Genomic DNA, 17575 nt, shown 5'->3' with positions numbered 1-17575 from the left:
ATGAATAATAAAATATATATTCTCATACCCAATAAACACCGGATCGGCGGGGTCGCAAACTTTTACAAAACATTGCAAAATTATTTAAGCCCGGAATACGAATATGTCTACCGCGGCAATGCGCGCAAAGATGAATCCCGCCTGTCGATCCCATGGCGCATGTGCAAAGGTTATGCTATGTTCCGCAGAGAAGTGAGTCGTGACACCCGGTCGATAGTGATCAACTCTTCTCTGGGCCCAGGTGGATTTTTCCGGGACGGGCTATATTTTCTGCTCACACCGAATCAGGTGCGCAGGGTGGTGTTTTTTCGTGGCTGGAACCCAGTCTTTGAACAAAAAATCGAAAAATCAGCTTGGTTGAAGGCGTGGTTGACCCGGACCTTTCTTACAGCCGATCACATTATTGTCCTGTCTTCCGAATTCAAGAAAAAATTGCGGCAGTGGGGCTATACCGGTCCGGTAAGCCTTGGAACTACAATTGTTAATGAGCAGTTGCTGACAGGAGAGGATTTCCAGAGCCTGTCCCTGAGTCGGTCTGAAAACGAAAATCCGACTATTCTGTATCTTGGCAACATCTCCAGGGCCAAAGGAGTTAAGGAAGTACTTCAGGCGTATGAGTTCTTGCACGGGCAGGACGATCAGGAACATCTGGAATGCGTCATAGCTGGGGAAGGCCCCATGCTTGATGAATTGAAAGACCAGGCCACCGCCCGGAACCTGAACATCCAGTTTCCCGGGTATGTCAGGGAGGAGCAAAAGACGGCGGCGTTTAAAAATGCCCACATCTATGTGTTCCCGTCTGCGCATGAAGGAATGCCCACCTCTGTCCTGGAAGCCATGGCCTTTGGTTTGCCGGTGATAACCACGCGTGTAGGCGGGGTACCTGATTTTTTCGAAGACGGCCGCATGGGATTGTTCCTGGACAACCAGAAACCGGAGCACATTGCCGAAAAGATCCAATTTCTGCTGGACCGTCCGGAACTGATGCACCAGATGTCTGAATACAACTATAATTATGCCAAAGAACATTTTTACGCGGGTAAAGTGGCCGGGTGGTTCAAGGGGGTCGTTGAATCCGTGATTCAGGAGCAAAATGAGTGATCTTAACGTCTGCCTGACCCATGACATCGACCGGGTTCGTAAGACCCATCAGTATATCACCAAAGATTTGAAAATGGGCCGGTGGCACAACTTGGTACCGCTGTTGTCAGGAGAAAGGCCGTACTGGACATTTGACGATATGGCTGAACTGGAATCCCGGTATGGAGCCAAGTCCACTATTTTTTTCCTGCATGAAACCATCCCTTTCAAATTACTAAGTCCCGGCACCTGGAAACTGTCCCTGGGCCGGTATTCGCTAAGGGAACCGGAGATCGGTCGGCTGGTCCGCCGGTTGGATGCCGGCGGATGGGAAATCGGCTTGCACGGCAGCTATCGGTCATACCGGGATGAGACGCTCCTTGAAATGGAGAAAAAGATGTTGGAGGACGTGCTGGATAACAAAGTTTCTGGCATCCGACAGCATTACCTGAACCTGGATGAACCGGATACCTGGATATGTCAGAAAAAAGCCGGATTCAGTTATGACGCAAGTCTTGGTCGCACAGACATCAGCGGTTACAAGGATGGGCGCATGGCTCCCTTTATTGATGAAACTTCCCGCATGGCGGTTATTCCGTTGACCATAATGGAGTGCTGCCTTTTCAACGAAGTCGGACATGATAAGCAGAAAGCCCTGAAACGGGCTGTGGAATGGATGGATCATTCCCAGGAAAACGGCCTGTATTACACCATTCTCTGGCACCAGCACATGCTCAATGAAAAGGAATTTCCCGGCTACCGGTGGGTGTATGAAGAGATCTTAAAGGAGTGTGGCCGAAGAAAGGCCCTCTTCCGTCTGTGCAGGGATGTTAACGTTCGATCGGAAGGAATCAGGTCAAAGAATGGCAAAGCTTGAAATCACATGTGAAAACAGAGAATTCAGGGAACAGTGGGATCAATTTGTTCTGAATCACCCGCTTGGCAGCTTTTTTCATCTCTACAACTGGTTGGAAATTGTCCAGTGGAAAACAGGTTTTGCGTTTAAACCACTGATCATAAGAACAGACGGTGGAGATGTCTGCGGCATTATGCCGGTATTTATTAAAAAATATGCCGGCATCACGCTTTGCATGTCCCCGCCCCCAAAGGTTTCAACGCCCTGGATGGGCCTTTTGCCGGTCTTTTCATCTGACAAACAATACAATATTGAAAAACAGAGTCAGAAGATCATTGAGGCTGTTCATGTTTTTCTGAGGGATCAACTGCATGCGGATTTTATCCGACTGATTTGCGTTTCTGGGTTTGACGATATCCGTCCGTTCAAGTGGCTGGGGTATCAGTGCAGCCCCGCATATACGTATTTTTTGGATATAACTGACAATGCAAAGGCCTTTGAAAAATTTGACGGTAGAATCAGAACAGGAATTCGTAAGGCCCGGAAAAACAATTTGATCTATAAACATGCCGATAATACAATGGCCCCGACAGTAATAGATGCCGTAACCGAGAGATACGAACGGCAGGGCCTGTCATTTGCCTTGGATCGGGAATTGCTGCATCGCCTTTTGAAATCAAACGCCGGAACTTTTATTGAAACAACCAGTGTATTGGATGAAGAGGGGTTTGTAACCGGAAATATCCTGATCAAATATAAAAAACAGGTCCACCACTGGATCGGGGGTGTCCACCCCTATCGTAACCACCAGGGTGCCAATGAACTGCTTCACTGGTCAGCAATTGAAAAATATTCTGACCAGGGTATAGGTTATTATGAATTCATGGGTGCCAATACCAAACATCTGTGTGACCATAAGTCAAAATACAATCCCAAATTGCGGGTTTTCTACTCATGTGAGTGGAAAAACAATAAAGGAACGCTGATCGACTGGGCGCAGATTTTGATGAGGAAAAGAAAAAGAGGTTGAATTGTAAGAAAATGAATAAAATCGATACCAAAACCAGACGGCTTGTTCTCAAGGTGCTTAGCCATTCGTTGATGCCCGCAGGTCGCCTGTTTCAGGGGGTAAGCGTCAAGGACCTGTTGTGTTTAGATACCGCCCGCACCGGCATCGTTTTCATTGTGGGTGCACCCAGGACCGGCACGACGTTATTTTACCAAATTTTGACCAATCTGCTTGATGTCGGGTATCTTTCCAATCTTTCCAACCTGTTTTATCATTCCCTTTTCAGTGGAATGGTGCTGCATGACCGCGTATATGGGAATAGGCCGCACAATAATTTTACCAGCGACAGCGGCCGCACCAGGGGATTGATTAGTGTAAACGAATCCGGCAAATTTTGGTATCAGTGGTATCCCAAAAATGTGTGTTCTTTGACGAATGACATGCTGTCCGGGATCGATTTTTCTTCCATGGTAAATACCATCAGAAACATTCAGCACCGGTTGAAAAAACCGCTTGTTTTCAAGAACCAGACAAACAGTCAGCGGGTGGCATCTCTGGCCAAACTCTTCCCGGACAGTGTTTTTGTCCATGTGGTCCGTGATCCTTTGCCTGTAGCCGGTTCCATTATCCGGCACAGAAAACGGTTTCTGGGATCGGTAGACAAATGGTATTCGATCAAACCGGATAACTATGAACAAATAAAAGACCTGGGTTATGTGGACCAGGTAGTCCACCAGCTTCATGGTGTGGACCGCATGATTGAACACGCCTTACAAGGACTGGATCCGAAACGATCTCTGAAGGTGGATTATGAAGATATCTGCAGATCCTGGCCGGATGTAGTGTCTGAGGTGAAAAAGAGACTGGAACTCTTTGGCCCGGTTCAGGAGCGACGAGGCGCGCTTTCACCTGAAATCAGATTTGAAGGCGCGCCGGTTGAAAAAGATGACGTGGATATAATGATAGAAAAAAAAATAAGGCAGATATATGGTTGACCTGAAAGAAATTTATGACCATCTCTTTGCTCTGGAGTATGCGCAGGGGTTTAACAGCTATGATATCTATGATGGGTCATGTCTGACAATTCCAGGTTTCAGGCGGATGAAGCCAGTCAGAATGGCTTCGACCTATTTGAATAAATTCAGTCCCATCAATCTCAGAACAGTCCTTGGAATTTCGAAACGAAAATATCCCCACGCGGTGGCCTGTATGGTTGACGCATTCTATCACGAATCCGCCTCAGTTGTTCCTGAAAAATTTATCAGAGAGCAGGTGGAGTGGCTTATTTCCAGAAGTCTTTTCAAAACCTACGGCCATCATTGCTGGAACGGGCTGGGCATCTCTATTGATATGAAAGGCGGAGGGGTCAACCCGGAAGTACCCGGGCTCATCGGAACCTCGGCGGTTGTCAGAGCTTTGTGCGCCTGTTATCAGCAAACTACTGATCCACGCATCCCCAAAATACTTCGGTCTGTCAGAGAGGATTTGACAAGCAATTATTTTCAGACATATTCCGGGGTCAGTTTTTTTCGCTACAAACCGGTCACCTTGCCGTGGATGTTTACAATTAATGCCTCTGCCAAGGGTGCCGCACTGATATGTCATATCAATCTTGTCCTGGGCGAAGATCAAGGACTTGATCAGGTGCAGGCAGCGGTGTCTTCCATTTTAGAAACCCAGGAAAAAGATGGGAAGTGGAAATACACCCTTGATTTGAAACACGGCAGACACAAGGAACAAATTGATTTCCATCAAGCCTATATCATTAAAGCCCTGCTGGACATTCACAGCACCGGTCTGCTGGAAATCCCATTGGAAAAGGCGATCATGCGTGGGATTACATTTCAGAATGAGATCCAGCTGTTGCCCACAGGAGCATTGTATTATCGGTATCCAGGAAAATATCCCTGCAATATTCACAACCAGTTGTATGCCTTTTATATAAACATGGCCGGGGCTTTTCTTGATGCGGCATATGAAAAAAAGGCGGCCCTTATTTTTGACTGGACATTGGAACACCTCTATGACCCCGGGTTGGGGTTTATTTATGGATCTTATCCCGGTGTTAAGATCAGGATACCCTACTCCAGGTGGGGCAATGCCCATGCGCTGTATCTGTTCAGCCTTCTGATAAATGACAAACTGGAGCGGAAAAGAGTTGCCTCAATTCAGAAAGATACCCAATATGCCTGATACAATCAAAATATCCACCATTATTGGGGCTCGCCCCCAATTCATCAAGGCGGCCACAGTGTCCCGGGCCATCAGCGTTCACAATGCCGCCATCCCTCGCAGTGTTTCCGGCCCCTTGCTCCACGAAACCATCATCCACACAGGCCAGCACTTTGATGCCAACATGTCCGAGGTTTTTTTCCGGGAGCTGGAAATTCCTGCGCCGGATTATAACCTGGGAATCGGCGGAGGGTCTCATGGCCGGAACACCGGACGAATGATTGAGGCCATAGAAGATGTGTTGTTGAAAGAAACGCCGGACTGGGTTCTGGTCTACGGCGACACCGATTCCACTCTGGCCGGTGCCCTTGCCGCAGCCAAATTGCATATTCCGGTGGCCCATGTGGAGGCCGGACTGCGATCCTATAACCGGGCCATGCCCGAGGAGATCAACCGCATCCTCACGGACCAGTTGAGTACCATCCTGTTCTGCCCCACCCGGACGGCGGAAGCCAACCTTGCCAAAGAAGGGTTTCCCCACCGGCTTTCATCCGACACCGTGCAGCAGATATGCAATGTGGGGGATGTTATGTATGACGCGGCCCTGTTTTATGCAGTCAAGGCCGAAAAACACAGCCGGATTATGCAAACCCTGGGACTGACCCCCAAAGGATTTGTCCTGGCCACCATTCACCGGGCCGAAAACACGGACTACCCGGAACGGCTGGCCGCCATCATGGCGGCCTTGGAACAGATCGCCAAAGAGATCCCGGTGGTGCTGCCCCTGCATCCCCGGACCCGGAAGTGCCTGGAAAACATGGGGGGGGCATGCAATGACCCGCAGAATTCGCCGGTTCGGTTTGTCGACCCAGTGGGCTACCTGGACATGGTCATGCTGGAAAAAAACGCCCGGGTGATCATCACCGATTCCGGCGGGGTTCAGAAAGAGGCGTATTTTCATGGTGTGCCGTGTGTGACGGTGCGGGAGGAGACTGAATGGGTCGAGCTGGTGGAGGCCGGAGTGAATGTGCTGGCGGGTTCTGACACACAACACGTTGTCCAAGCGTTTCAACAATTGATAAATAAATTTTTTGTCACTGATATGCTCTATGGAAATGGAAATAGTGCTGAAAAAATAGTTGACATATTGAATACATAAAACTGGAAAAATTGAATGAATATTGCGTTTTTTATTGCCCATCCTTCTCAATATTATTTGTTTAAAGAATCGGCTGCTCAACTTTGCAAAAAACATAATATTATTTTGATCTATTTTGAAAAAGATATGATTTCTGATCTTATTAAAAATGATCCATATAATGTCAAGACATACTGTATTAAAACAATTGCCTCGAATAATATCTCTGGGACGGTACTTAATCTGCTAAAAAAAGAATTCAATTTGTATAAGATTGCAAAAGATCATAATATTGAATTGTTTGTTGGTACATCTGTTGCGATAGCCCACGTAGGAAGACTTTTAGGTGCAAAAAGCATTATTTTTACAGAAGATGATGTTGATGTTACTCACTTAAGTGCAAAAATCGGATATCCTTTTTGCAATCATATTGTATCACCAGCGATATGTAATTTGGGAAAATGGGAAAAAAAGGGTGTGAAATATCAAGGATACCAAAAACTTTCATATTTACATCCAACAAAATTTCAATACCTAAATAATTTTAATATCAATGAAATGAATTTTGATGAGAAGTTTTTTTTGCTTAGATTTTCCAACCTTTCTGCTCATCACGATATCGGTATTGGTGGAATTACTGATGAATTGGCCAAAAAAATTATCGAAATTTTATCTATAAAAGGAAGAGTATATATTTCTTCTGAAAGACAGTTAACCACACACTTTGAAAAATATAAACTAAAAATTGATCCGACCAAGATACACCAAGTGCTTGCCAGAGCAAATTTACTGATAAGCGATAGTCAGAGTATGTCAGTAGAAGCTGCAATGCTTGGGGTACCTTCGATCCGTTTCAGTGATTTTTCAGGAAGAATCAGCGTATTGGAAGAACTGGAACATAAGTACTGCCTTACTTTTGGAATTAAAACAAGCGAATCAGAAAAACTTCTTGAAACAATCAATGAATTGCTGAGTATATCGTCCGATCTTTCCGCGATATTTCAAACCCGCCGAGATATTATGTTGAAGGATAAGATAGATGTCAGCTCATTTATAACAAAGTTGATTGATACCTATCCAAGGAGTATCAATAGTTTAGGCTGATTTTAAAAGACAGGCACTGAATAAGACGTAGATGAAGGAAAAATGGAAGTGGTCAGGAAAGCGAAAAGATTTATGCGTTATTGCCTTTTAACCAATGATGTTGAAACCACATCCATCTGGTTTAACGCATTGCGGGATGAAACCGGCTTGAAAGTTCTCAACGAAGGCATGCCCCTTCTTTTGGATATCTACAGGCGGTTCAATATCAAAACCACTTTTTTCTTTACCGGTTATATGGCAGGACTATTTCCGGAAGTGGTGAAAATGGTATTGAAAGACGGACATGAAGTAGGGTCCCATGGCAAGTCACATTTGCCGGAAAACGGCTTTGATGTGATGCCGTTTGAGAAACAAAAACAGCATCTGGCATATACCAAAAAGCTTCTTGAGGATATTTCCGGCCAGGAGGTCATATCATTTCGCGCCCCTGCACTTAGGGTGGGTGAACATACTGCAAGGGCCTTGGTCGAAACCGGCCATCGGATCGACAGTTCGGTGGCATCACAACGGTTTGATTTTTTTCTTTCCTTTGGCGGGTTCAAAAAGCTCAAATGGTTGTTAGCTCCCCGGGCAGCCTATCGCACTTCATTGGAATCTATTTTTAAAAAAGGAAACAGCCCTTTGGTGGAAGTGCCGCTTTCTGCTTTTTTCCTGCCTTATGTGGGCACGACCATGCGAATTTTTCCCGGGATTACCTCATTGCAGCGCTGGGGTTTTCACGGGGAAACCCTGTTGACGGGAAAGCCGGTTGTTTTTGATATTCATCCCAATGAATTTATAAATGAATCCGATCAGAAAAGAGTAATCGGCAAACGGTCTAAAAATCCGGTCACGCATTTGCTCAAGGATGTGATACGCTCCAAGCTTAAAGTAAAGAATCTGGGGCCCGGGGCAATGCCATTATATGAGCGAAAAATAAAGTTTTATAAATCAAGGGGATATGCGTTTATTCCTGTACGGGACTATTGTGAAAATCAGGAGTTGCTGTGAAAATACATATTATTACCATGGAAGATCCGGTGTATACTTTGGATTTCATTAAAGAGATAATCAAGGCGCGGAAAAATGATATTGTCGGGGTAACCATTGCCAAAGGAAATCGGCTCAAGATCGGGTCCCAGAGATCAAAGATCGTTTATCTGTGCAGCCTTTTTCTGATAATGGGGGTATCGGGCTTTTTACGCTATGCCTTGCAGACTTTTAATTACAAAATCAGAAAAAAAATGCCGTTCGTAGAAAATTCATCTTTAGCGGACTTCGCAGCCCGTCAAGGTATCCCGGTAGATTATACCGATAATCCCAATGCGCCGGATTACCTGGCACAGATAAAGCAAAAAGCCCCGGATGTGATAATCAATCAAAGTCAGTTTATCATCAAAAAAGAACTGCTTTCCATCGCGCCTTTGGGCATGCTCAACCGGCATAACGCATTGTTGCCGAAAAACAGAGGCCGGCTGACACCGTTCTGGGTACTCTACAAAGGAGAGAAGGAAACCGGAGTTTCAATTCATTTTGTGGATCAGGGGATTGATTCCGGCTTAATTGTGGTTCAAAAAAAATTTCCCGTGGCGCATAGAGAGTCCTTCAATTCCCTGGTGAAAAAAAATTATTACTGGGCCCCGAAAGCGATGCTGGAGGCTTTGGATAAGCTTGAAGCAGGCGATACAAATTTTATTGAGAATCCGGATTCCCTGGCAACGTATAACACTGTGCCTACTTTGGGCCAGGCGTGGGAATATAGGATGCGCAGGTTGTGGGATCGGGTTTCTGGCGACGGAGTTGCCGAGTGAAAGGAATGATGAGACTCAGGACATTGTTGGGGTTGTATCTGGTTTTTCTGGTGGTGATGGTAGTTGTGCCGCTGGGAGAGTTGAATACGACGTTGACGGATACGTTTGTATTTGAGCTGCGGCTGGATTATCTGGTGCATGGGCTGGTGTTTCTGCCGGTGCCGGTGTTGTGGTGTCTAGGGTTTCCCGGGCATCCGATCTGGGCGGTGGTATTGGTAAGCCTGGCCCTTGCCGTGGGCTTGGAAGGGGTTCAATATCTGCTGCCCTGGCGGGCCTGGAATGTGAACGATGCCATCGGTAATAGTGCTGGGTTGATCCTGGGGGCTGGATGCGAAATGATCCGGAAATGGGCGAATCAAGGTTTTTAACCACGGAAAACACGGAAGGACACGGAAATGGATTTTGATTTTTAAAGGTGAGATATGTGTGATTCGTGGTACTCTTATTTGAAGTCCCCCAGTTACTGTTGTCTTGACAGGTTGTGTATCAATGCTATCATAAAAAAAATGTATCCATAATGGATTAATATCCGTTTGCTATCAGGAGAAATTATCATGCAGACAGTAAGAGGAATTTATAAGGACGGGCGTGTCGAATTCATCAACTCTCCACCAGCAGATGTTGATCAAATCCCGGTACTGATCACATTTCTGGTCGATGAACATGGGCAAGAAGTGGATTTGCAGAAGCAAGGCATTGGTCCCGAGAATGCAATGGATTTAAGAAACCGCTTGAAATGTTTTGCTGATGATTGGGAACGTCCGGAGATGGATGCTTATGACAAGCTTTAGGCGAGGTGATATTGCTTTGGTGGTCTTTCCAAATTCTGATTTAAGGACTGCTAAGAAACGTCCGGTTATCATTGTGGATTCAGACGATTTGGCTACAGGTCTTTCTCAACGCATTGTGGCCATGGTCAGCAGTAATTTACAGCGGGCCAACCACCCGAGCCGGGTTTTGGTACGTCTTGACAGCGAAGAGGGGAAATGTTCGGGTTTGCTTTTCGACTCAGTGATCATGACGGACAATCTCGCAACGATCATGACTCATGAATGTCAACTACCCCTCCTGAATCAGAGATTCAGAAGGGGCTTGTAAAAGCCCGAGTTGACTAGCCTAAGTCCTCGTTATTGGGGACTACGTTCGGCAGGATGTAGATACCTTTGGATATATTCGCCAGTCCAAAGCACTATCGTGGCTCTGTAAAAGCCCTGTGAGGTAGGGGCGGTCAACCACATTGCGAAGCCTGCTGAACATTGGCGAGGCGAATCTTACCCCTCTTCGGAGGGTGTCGATAACCGAAAGGTTTTTTCATGAAAGTGTACGTCAAATCACAATCCGGCAAATGGCTGATGCCGACGAATCCTGCAAATGCCAGGATTCTGCTCAAGAAAGGTAAGGCCAGGGTGATCCAACGGACGCCGTTTGCCATTCAACTGCTTTATGAGACCACGGAACACATACAGCCTGTGACGGTCGGCATTGATGACGGAGGAATCCATGTGGGTATTGCCGCGGTATCCCATGGTCAATCACTATTTCAGCAAGAGGTGGTTTTACGTTCGGATATCAAGTCAAAACTGGATACCCGGAGACAATATCGAAGATCCAGACGACATCGGAAAACAAGATACCGGAAACCCAGATTTCTCAATAGAAAACAGTCCATTCCGACATGCAAGGTATGTGGGAAGAACGCTCCGGCATCCAAAGTAATATGCCGGGCCTGTCTAAGAAAAGCAGAGGGTGTTCACCAGAAATATGCCGGCATCCAAAAGAAAGCCTTTAGAATCCCGCCGTCAATCAAGGCAAAGAAAGAGGCGATTATCCGGGTTGTGAGACAAATCCCATTGCCGATCTCAAACATTATTCTGGAAGACGTTTATTTTGATTTTCAAGCAATGGAGAACCCGGGCATTTCAGGCAAGCAGTATCAGCATGGAGACTTATTGTATCACAAAAATTTCAAGCAGGCGTGTTGGGTTCGCGACAAATTCAAATGCCGTGTTTGTGGGGCGGAATCAAAACTGCAATGCCATCATATAAAGCCGAGAGCCGACGGCGGTACGAACAAATTGTCGAACCTGATGACGCTATGTGAAGGTTGCCATGAAAAGCACCATAAAGACGGCCTGAAACTTCCGAAGCAGAAAAGCGCTTTTTACATTTCAGCCGCGCATGTTCAGCAAGGTAAAAACTATCTGCAAGCGGAGTTGTCCCGAATCGCACCATTACGGACGACATTCGGTTATATCACTGCCCATCATCGAAATAAGGCGGGAATCGAAAAATCCCACGTCAACGATGCTGTTCTCATTGCAGATAAACAGGCCAGTCCTTTGGACCGGCAGATACAGACAAAACATGTGCAATTACGGAAAAGAAGCCTGCATGAAGCAACTGCAAGAAAAGGCAGAAAAGCACCGAATCGAACACAGAAACGGAATAAAAAGAACGTATTTACCCTGAAAGGCTTTAACCGGTGGGATACGGTGCAGTACAAGGGGAGGGTCGGTTTTATATCCGGTTTTACCGGCACTTCATCTTGTCGAATCGTCGATATCAAAGGGAATTATATCAAAAATCCAGAGAAAAAATATACACAGGTAAATTTGCGGGAAGTTAGAAAAATACATGAAAATAGATCAATCGTCAGTTACTACGCCAATTCCTCCCCCACCTTCGCTATCGCTCAGGAAGGGGACTCCTTGGCGGGGAGTTGAAACTTTCCAAATCGGAAACAAATTTTTTATTCGGAATCAACTCCGGCATTGTCTCGCTCCTCTTCAAACCAATCCGGCAGTCTGCATTCTTCCGAAGACCGGGCATCCTTGAGTTTTTCTAAACCGGATGCATTAAGCCTAATTGTCTTGTAAAATTCGACCGGTTGAAGAACCAGGGCGCCTCCTGGCTTTATCGTGAGCTCGAGATGACTTCCATGTGTAATGCCAAGTTCTTTTCTAATGGCCACCGGCAGGCTTATGCTGCCTCTTTTGTCTATGGTAACGATCATCGATTTTTTCCTTTAGCTGTGGAAACCCAGGCCTTTAGGCTTGGGTAACTGACGGTGCCTCCTTAAATCTATTTTGCATGGTTAAAACAACATATTGTCAAAATGTCAATATGCGTATTGAGCTTGAAGGCCGGTTTATTGGGTTTTCAACTATTCGAATTTGATCATATTTGGGGCCAACCCAACCTACGCAGTGGACGAAATTAGAACCAAGCCCAAATTTTCAGTGTCTTCCATGCCTTCCGTGGTTAATAAATATCGGTGAGGTTGTTTTTTAGATTAACCACGGAAAACACGGAAGGGCACGGAAATGGGTTTGATTTTTGAAAATGAAACTTATGTGATTCGTGGTGCTGTTACATCAACTGCCGCATGCTTTAGTGAACTTAACACTGTGATGTGCTTCACATTCTCAGAGGTGCCAAATCTATGATATATTGGGATAGTTTTTAATAAAATTTGGAGGTTATCAAATTTAAATACCCTTGACAATAGTATCAATATTGATATCATTATGATATATGAGCCAAATTGAAAAAATATTAAATGAGATTTACAAAAATTCAGCCAACGTGAAATTCACAGATTTATGCCGGGTTTGTGAACATTATTTTGGAAAGGCTCGTCAATCTGGTAGTAGCCATCGAATATATAAAACACCATGGCAGGGTGACCCTCGGGTGAATATTCAAAACAGCAAAGGAAAAGCCAAAATCTATCAGGTTAAGCAAGTTATCAAAGCTATTGAAAAATTGGAGGTAGAAAGTGACACTACAAAATGATCATTATACATATAGAGTTACCTGGTCTCCTGAGGACGAAGAATATATCGGCTTATGCGCTGAATTCCCAAGTTTAAGTTGGCTCGCCGAATCTCCTGAATCTGCATTAAAAGGTATTCGTAGGACAGTGGAATTGGTAATTAAAGATATGAAAAATAATGATGAAAAGATTCCCCTACCAATTGCTTCTAAAAATTACAGCGGTAAGTTTATGGTTCGTGTTCCACCAAAAGTTCATAGAAATTTAGCAATTCAAGCAGCAGAGTCAGGGGTAAGCATAAATAGGCTCGTCAGTTCTCGTCTTAGCCATTAATGGCAGTCACCCAAAAGTACAAATTGAGCGCTTTGCGCTCTAAGTTTTCAGTGCTTTCAGTGCCTTCCGTGGTTATAAACAAAAAATAGAAATCAATCAAAGCATGGCAAACAATACGCAAAACCTAAAGCTGACAACCTTTAGGCTGATCTGGGTGGATTTTATCCTGATCGGCCTTTCGTTTTTTGTGATCAACCATACCAAGAGAGACTCGTTTCACCTGCCGGAAGGGTATGGCCGGCTCCTGGTCCTGTTTTACCTGTGCTGGGTGCTGTCCGGTCTGGTGGGGAAAAAGTTTCTGCCGGGGGAATATCGGGGATATCTAAAAAGTGCGCGGGTGTTGCTCAAGTCCGGCTTGTATCTCACTTATATGATCGTGTTCCTGGTGGTCATGCTGGGGCTGAGTCAATATTCCCGGGTGCAGGTGCTTGCCACCTGCGGCATGCTGTTCCTGGTGGAGATAGTGATCTGGTCTGCGGGGTATCGGTATGTCGTTCCCTTTGCCGGGCCGACGGATGATCCGGAAGCGGCGGCAGACGAAGAGCGGCCGGCCGAGCGTCGTTCTCCCTTTTCATATCGGTTTCTGGGGCTGGATTTTATTCTGCTGGTGACGGCGTTTTTTGCGGTCTACTGGCTGAAGCAGGGCCGGTTGGCACTGCCGCCCGGGTATGACCGCTTGGGCCTGATCCTGGTAGGGGTGTGGTTTGGGCTTTCCCTGGCCGGGAAAAAGTTCAACCTGATCGGGCAGAAAAATCTGTACTTTGCCCTGTGGCAGTGGATCAAAACCGGGCTGTTCATGCTGGCCGTCTTTGGGGTGCTGGTGTTTGGATTTCGGATGTTCCAGTATTCCAGGCTCCAGGGCTTCGGCACCATAGTAGTGTTCATCGGGCTGGAATGGCTAGCCTTGCTGCTCTATTTTTCCACGCGCAAGTACGGTAACGCCGAGCCGGACATTCAATCGGTCGGCCAGGTCAGAAAAATGATCCACCAGGAAGCCTATGATCTGAATGTGGATCTGGAAACGGTGCGTTCGCGGATGATGGCGCCCTGTACCCATAAACTGCGGCGGTTTTTTGAGTCGGACAATCCGTCGTTTTTTAATTTTCTGTCCGCCCATGTGGTTCTGCAGGACATCCGCTGTGTGGAAAGCATGGTGGACCGGAGCTGCGATCCCTTTACCCTGAGGGATGATCACCTGATGCTGCGGCTGTATGTCAGCATTCACAAAATCAATGACTGCCGGCGGTTGAATGCCCATTTTCTTCAGCTGCACCAGATGATGATGCCCGGGGGGTATTTTGCCGGGTATGCCCATACCATCAGAACCCATAGAGATTGGATCTATGGAAAATATCCCCGGCAGCTGGCCCATGTCGTGTATTTGCTGGATTTTATGGTTCACCGGGTGATCCCCAAGCTGCCCTGGGTGCAGAAGGTGTATTTTGCCGTGACCAAGGGAAAAAACCGGGTGATCTCCCAGGCAGAGGTGCTGGGGCGGTTGTGTTTCTGCGGGTTTGAAATCGTGGCAACTGAGAATATCAGTAATCGTTTACATTTTATTGCCAGAAAGGTTAAGACATCCTCCCTGGACCGGAGTCCCACTTATGGGCCCCTGGTGGCCCTGAAGCGCTCCGGGTTTGGGGGCGGCGTTGTCAACACATATAAGTTCCGGACCATGCATCCTTATTCTGAATATCTTCAGCAGTACATGTATGATTTGAATGGCCTGCAAAAAGGGGGCAAGATCGAGAATGATTTCCGGATGACTACCTGGGGCAAGGTGATGCGCAAGCTCTGGATTGATGAGTTGCCCATGTTTTACAACTGGTTCAAGGGGGATTTCGGGCTGGTGGGGGTGCGGCCGCTGAGTTTTCAGTATCTGAGTCTGTATGATGCGGATCTGCAGGAGTTGAGAAAGAAGGTGCGGCCGGGGCTGATCCCGCCGTTTTATGCGGACCTGCCGGAGACTTTTGAGGAGATCTGCGATTCTGAGCGACGGTATATCCGGGCTTTCCTGGATCGGCCGATTAGAACACAGATTGTTTATTTCTGGAAATCCTTCGTCAATATCGCTATTAAAGGCGCTAGAAGTAAATAGATTTTTAACCACGGAATACACGGAAGGGCACGGAAATTTAAAACGCAAAGCGCTTAATTTATAATTTTTTCCGTGTATTTCCGTGCTTTCCGTGGTTAATAAATATCGGTGAACGGAAGGTTCGGAAATGGGTTTGATTTTTGAAGAAGAGACGTATGTGATTCGTGGTGCTGTGTTTGAGGTTTACAAAGAGATGGGCTGCGGGTTTCTGGAAGCAGTTTATCAGGAGTGCCTGGAAAAAGAGCTAAGTAAACGAGGCATCCCATTTGTTTCCCAGCAGGAAATCCAGTTGATGTACAAAGGCGAAGCGCTTCATCAGACCTACAAGCCGGATTTGATCTGTTACAAAAAAATATTATTGGAATTAAAAGCGGTTAAGGATATCGCTTCTGCACATAAAGCACAGGTTATCAATTACCTGAAAGCAACAAACTTAAAATTAGGATTACTAATCAACTTCGGCAGGCACCCAAAAGTACAAATTGAGCGCTTTGCGCTCTAACTTTCAGTGCCTTCCGTGTCTTCCGTGGTTAATAATCAGGAGAAAGAATGACGACACAAATGGAGAAGAATTTTGCACTCATCGGAGCGGCCGGATATGTAGCGCCCCGGCATATGCGCGCCATTGCTGATACGGGGAACCGTCTGGTTGCAGCCCTGGACCCCAATGATTCAGTGGGGATCATTGACAGTTATTTTCCGGAAGCTGCGTTTTTCACGGAATTTGAGCGGTTTGACCGACATGTGGAAAAGCTGCGGCGCAAAGGCGACGGGGCCATTGACTATGTGAGCATCTGCTCGCCCAACTATCTCCACGATGCCCACATGCGGTTTGCCCTGCGAATCGGGGCGGATGCCATCTGCGAAAAACCCCTGGTGCTCAACCCCTGGAACCTGGACGCCTTGGCTGAGCTTCAGGCTGACAATGGTGCACGGGTCTGGAACATCCTGCAGCTGCGGTTACACCCGAGCATCATCGCACTCAAGGAAAAGGTCGCCGCCGAGTTGGCAGAGAATCCGGACAAGATGTATGATATTGATCTGACCTATCTCACCTCCCGGGGGCAGTGGTATTTTGTGTCCTGGAAAGGGGATCTGGAAAAATCCGGGGGGATCGCCACCAATATCGGGATTCATTTTTTCGACATGCTCATCTGGATTTTCGGGTCGGTTAAGACCAACATCGTGCACAAGTCCGACCCGGACCTAGCAGCCGGATACTTTGACCTGGCCAATGCCCGGGTTCGGTGGTTTTTGAGCGTAAATCCCGAGTATCTGCCGGTCGAAGCCACATCCAAGGGCATGCGCACCTACCGTTCCATTCAGGTGGACGGGGAAGAGATCGAATTTTCCGGCGGGTTTACGGATCTGCATACCTTTAGTTACCAGGAGATTCTGGCCGGCAGGGGATTCCCACTCGAAGAGGCCCGGCCCAGCCTGGAAACAGTGTACGCTATCCGCAATGCTGAAGTATCGACGCAGACCGGCGAACGCCATCCGTTTCTATAGGAAGCAGACCTATGACATTTATACATGAAACGGCGATTGTGGATGACGGCGCAGTAATCGGTGCCGGGACCCGGGTCTGGCACTGGGTGCACATCTGCGGCGGTGCCGTGATCGGTGAGGGCTGCTCCTTGGGCCAGAACGTGTTTGTGGGGAACAAGGTGACCATCGGCAACAATGTCAAGATCCAGAATAATGTGTCGGTGTATGACAATGTTGTGCTGGAGGATGACGTATTCTGCGGGCCGTCCATGGTGTTCACCAATGTGTACAACCCCCGGTCTGCCGTATCCAGGAAAGATGAATACCGCTTTACCCGGGTGGCGAAAGGTGTGACCCTGGGTGCCAACTGCACCATTGTGTGCGGCAACGATATCGGCGAGTATGCGTTTGTGGGAGCCGGAGCGGTTGTGAATCAGCCGGTGAAGCCCTATGCTCTGATGGTGGGGGTGCCGGCCCGTCAGGCCGGATGGATGAGCCGGTTCGGTGAACAGCTGGACCTGCCGTTGACCGGCGAGGGTGAAACTGTTTGCCCCCACACCGGTGATTGTTATCAACTCATGGGATCCGAAGTTACCTTTGTTGCTAAGGAATGAGACCGAAATAATTTAACCTGGGAGCGCGGGCGTCCCGCCTGCATTTTTACTGCGGGCGGGACGCCCGCGCTCCCGGATATAGCAAAATGGGCAAGTTATTTAAGACCCGTTCCTAAAG

General features: G+C 47.0%; 20 protein-coding genes. 19 read left to right on the top strand and 1 reads right to left on the bottom strand.

The window, feature by feature from the left end; all coding sequences use genetic code 11:
• The 13 genes from EYB58_RS14885 (at window position 1) to EYB58_RS14825 (ending at window position 11872) form a co-directional block, all read left to right on the top strand.
• A complete protein-coding gene (locus EYB58_RS14885; protein ID WP_111957280.1) occupies window positions 1-1101 on the top strand; it encodes a glycosyltransferase family 4 protein in 1101 nt (366 codons plus the stop codon).
• The gene (locus EYB58_RS14880; RefSeq protein WP_111957278.1) at window positions 1094-1957 is read left to right on the top strand and encodes a polysaccharide deacetylase family protein; all 864 of its coding nucleotides are present in this window, start codon (window positions 1094-1096) and stop codon (window positions 1955-1957) included. Before EYB58_RS14885 ends, EYB58_RS14880 begins: the two co-directional genes overlap by 8 nt.
• Window positions 1944-2966 (top strand): GNAT family N-acetyltransferase, encoded by a 1023-nt coding sequence (locus EYB58_RS14875; protein WP_163354596.1) that lies wholly within the window; start codon window positions 1944-1946, stop codon window positions 2964-2966. Before EYB58_RS14880 ends, EYB58_RS14875 begins: the two co-directional genes overlap by 14 nt.
• A gap of 11 nt (window positions 2967-2977) precedes the next feature.
• A complete protein-coding gene (locus EYB58_RS14870) occupies window positions 2978-3940 on the top strand; it encodes a sulfotransferase family protein (protein WP_111957274.1) in 963 nt (320 codons plus the stop codon).
• A complete protein-coding gene (locus tag EYB58_RS14865) occupies window positions 3933-5138 on the top strand; it encodes a hypothetical protein (protein WP_111957272.1) in 1206 nt (401 codons plus the stop codon). Before EYB58_RS14870 ends, EYB58_RS14865 begins: the two co-directional genes overlap by 8 nt.
• Window positions 5131-6276, top strand: coding sequence for a non-hydrolyzing UDP-N-acetylglucosamine 2-epimerase (gene wecB, locus EYB58_RS14860; protein ID WP_111957270.1), 1146 nt, complete (start codon window positions 5131-5133; stop codon window positions 6274-6276). Before EYB58_RS14865 ends, wecB begins: the two co-directional genes overlap by 8 nt.
• Before the next feature lie 15 nt (window positions 6277-6291).
• The gene (locus EYB58_RS14855; protein ID WP_111957268.1) at window positions 6292-7359 is read left to right on the top strand and encodes a DUF354 domain-containing protein; all 1068 of its coding nucleotides are present in this window, start codon (window positions 6292-6294) and stop codon (window positions 7357-7359) included.
• Window positions 7360-7431: 72 nt separating this feature from the next.
• A complete protein-coding gene (locus tag EYB58_RS14850; RefSeq protein ID WP_207309055.1) occupies window positions 7432-8349 on the top strand; it encodes a polysaccharide deacetylase family protein in 918 nt (305 codons plus the stop codon).
• The gene (locus EYB58_RS14845; protein ID WP_111957266.1) at window positions 8346-9149 is read left to right on the top strand and encodes a methionyl-tRNA formyltransferase; all 804 of its coding nucleotides are present in this window, start codon (window positions 8346-8348) and stop codon (window positions 9147-9149) included. Before EYB58_RS14850 ends, EYB58_RS14845 begins: the two co-directional genes overlap by 4 nt.
• 5 nt (window positions 9150-9154) lie before the next feature.
• The gene (locus EYB58_RS14840) at window positions 9155-9517 is read left to right on the top strand and encodes a VanZ family protein (RefSeq protein WP_242637664.1); all 363 of its coding nucleotides are present in this window, start codon (window positions 9155-9157) and stop codon (window positions 9515-9517) included.
• Window positions 9518-9703: 186 nt separating this feature from the next.
• Window positions 9704-9940 carry a hypothetical protein gene (locus EYB58_RS14835; RefSeq protein ID WP_170299849.1) on the top strand — a complete coding sequence of 79 codons (237 nt, stop codon included), beginning with the start codon at window positions 9704-9706 and terminating at the stop codon, window positions 9938-9940.
• Complete coding sequence (locus EYB58_RS14830; protein WP_207309054.1) at window positions 9927-10247, top strand: type II toxin-antitoxin system PemK/MazF family toxin; 321 nt, start codon at window positions 9927-9929, stop codon at window positions 10245-10247. The genes EYB58_RS14835 and EYB58_RS14830 overlap by 14 nt, the downstream gene beginning before the upstream one ends.
• Before the next feature lie 215 nt (window positions 10248-10462).
• On the top strand, window positions 10463-11872 hold the full coding sequence (locus tag EYB58_RS14825) for an RRXRR domain-containing protein (RefSeq protein ID WP_111957251.1): 1410 nt from the start codon (window positions 10463-10465) through the stop codon (window positions 11870-11872).
• A gap of 26 nt (window positions 11873-11898) precedes the next feature.
• Here the strand turns inward: EYB58_RS14825 and EYB58_RS14820 are convergent, their stop codons facing one another.
• Entirely contained in the window at window positions 11899-12162 is a 264-nt protein-coding gene (locus EYB58_RS14820) for an AbrB/MazE/SpoVT family DNA-binding domain-containing protein (RefSeq protein ID WP_111957249.1), read from the bottom strand.
• A gap of 521 nt (window positions 12163-12683) precedes the next feature.
• Here EYB58_RS14820 and EYB58_RS14815 point away from each other — a divergent pair.
• The 6 genes from EYB58_RS14815 to EYB58_RS14790 all read left to right on the top strand — a co-directional run bounded on the left by EYB58_RS14815 (window position 12684) and on the right by EYB58_RS14790 (window position 17457).
• Window positions 12684-12944, top strand: a complete 261-nt coding sequence (locus tag EYB58_RS14815; RefSeq protein WP_111957247.1) for a toxin HicA — start codon at window positions 12684-12686, stop codon at window positions 12942-12944.
• Window positions 12928-13257, top strand: coding sequence for a type II toxin-antitoxin system HicB family antitoxin (locus EYB58_RS14810; protein ID WP_111957245.1), 330 nt, complete (start codon window positions 12928-12930; stop codon window positions 13255-13257). The genes EYB58_RS14815 and EYB58_RS14810 overlap by 17 nt, the downstream gene beginning before the upstream one ends.
• Before the next feature lie 103 nt (window positions 13258-13360).
• The gene (locus EYB58_RS14805; protein ID WP_111957243.1) at window positions 13361-15355 is read left to right on the top strand and encodes a sugar transferase; all 1995 of its coding nucleotides are present in this window, start codon (window positions 13361-13363) and stop codon (window positions 15353-15355) included.
• 127 nt (window positions 15356-15482) lie between these two features.
• Window positions 15483-15857, top strand: a complete 375-nt coding sequence (locus EYB58_RS14800) for a GxxExxY protein (protein WP_111957241.1) — start codon at window positions 15483-15485, stop codon at window positions 15855-15857.
• Window positions 15858-15904: 47 nt separating this feature from the next.
• Window positions 15905-16864, top strand: coding sequence for a Gfo/Idh/MocA family protein (locus EYB58_RS14795; protein ID WP_111957238.1), 960 nt, complete (start codon window positions 15905-15907; stop codon window positions 16862-16864).
• Between the two features lie 11 nt (window positions 16865-16875).
• Window positions 16876-17457, top strand: coding sequence for an acyltransferase (locus EYB58_RS14790; RefSeq protein ID WP_111957235.1), 582 nt, complete (start codon window positions 16876-16878; stop codon window positions 17455-17457).
• The last annotated feature ends 118 nt before the right edge of the window (window positions 17458-17575 follow it).

Origin of the sequence: Desulfobacter hydrogenophilus, assembly GCF_004319545.1 — a bacterium.
Lineage (GTDB): Bacteria > Desulfobacterota > Desulfobacteria > Desulfobacterales > Desulfobacteraceae > Desulfobacter > Desulfobacter hydrogenophilus.
This window is presented reverse-complemented; position numbering and strand designations above follow the sequence as displayed.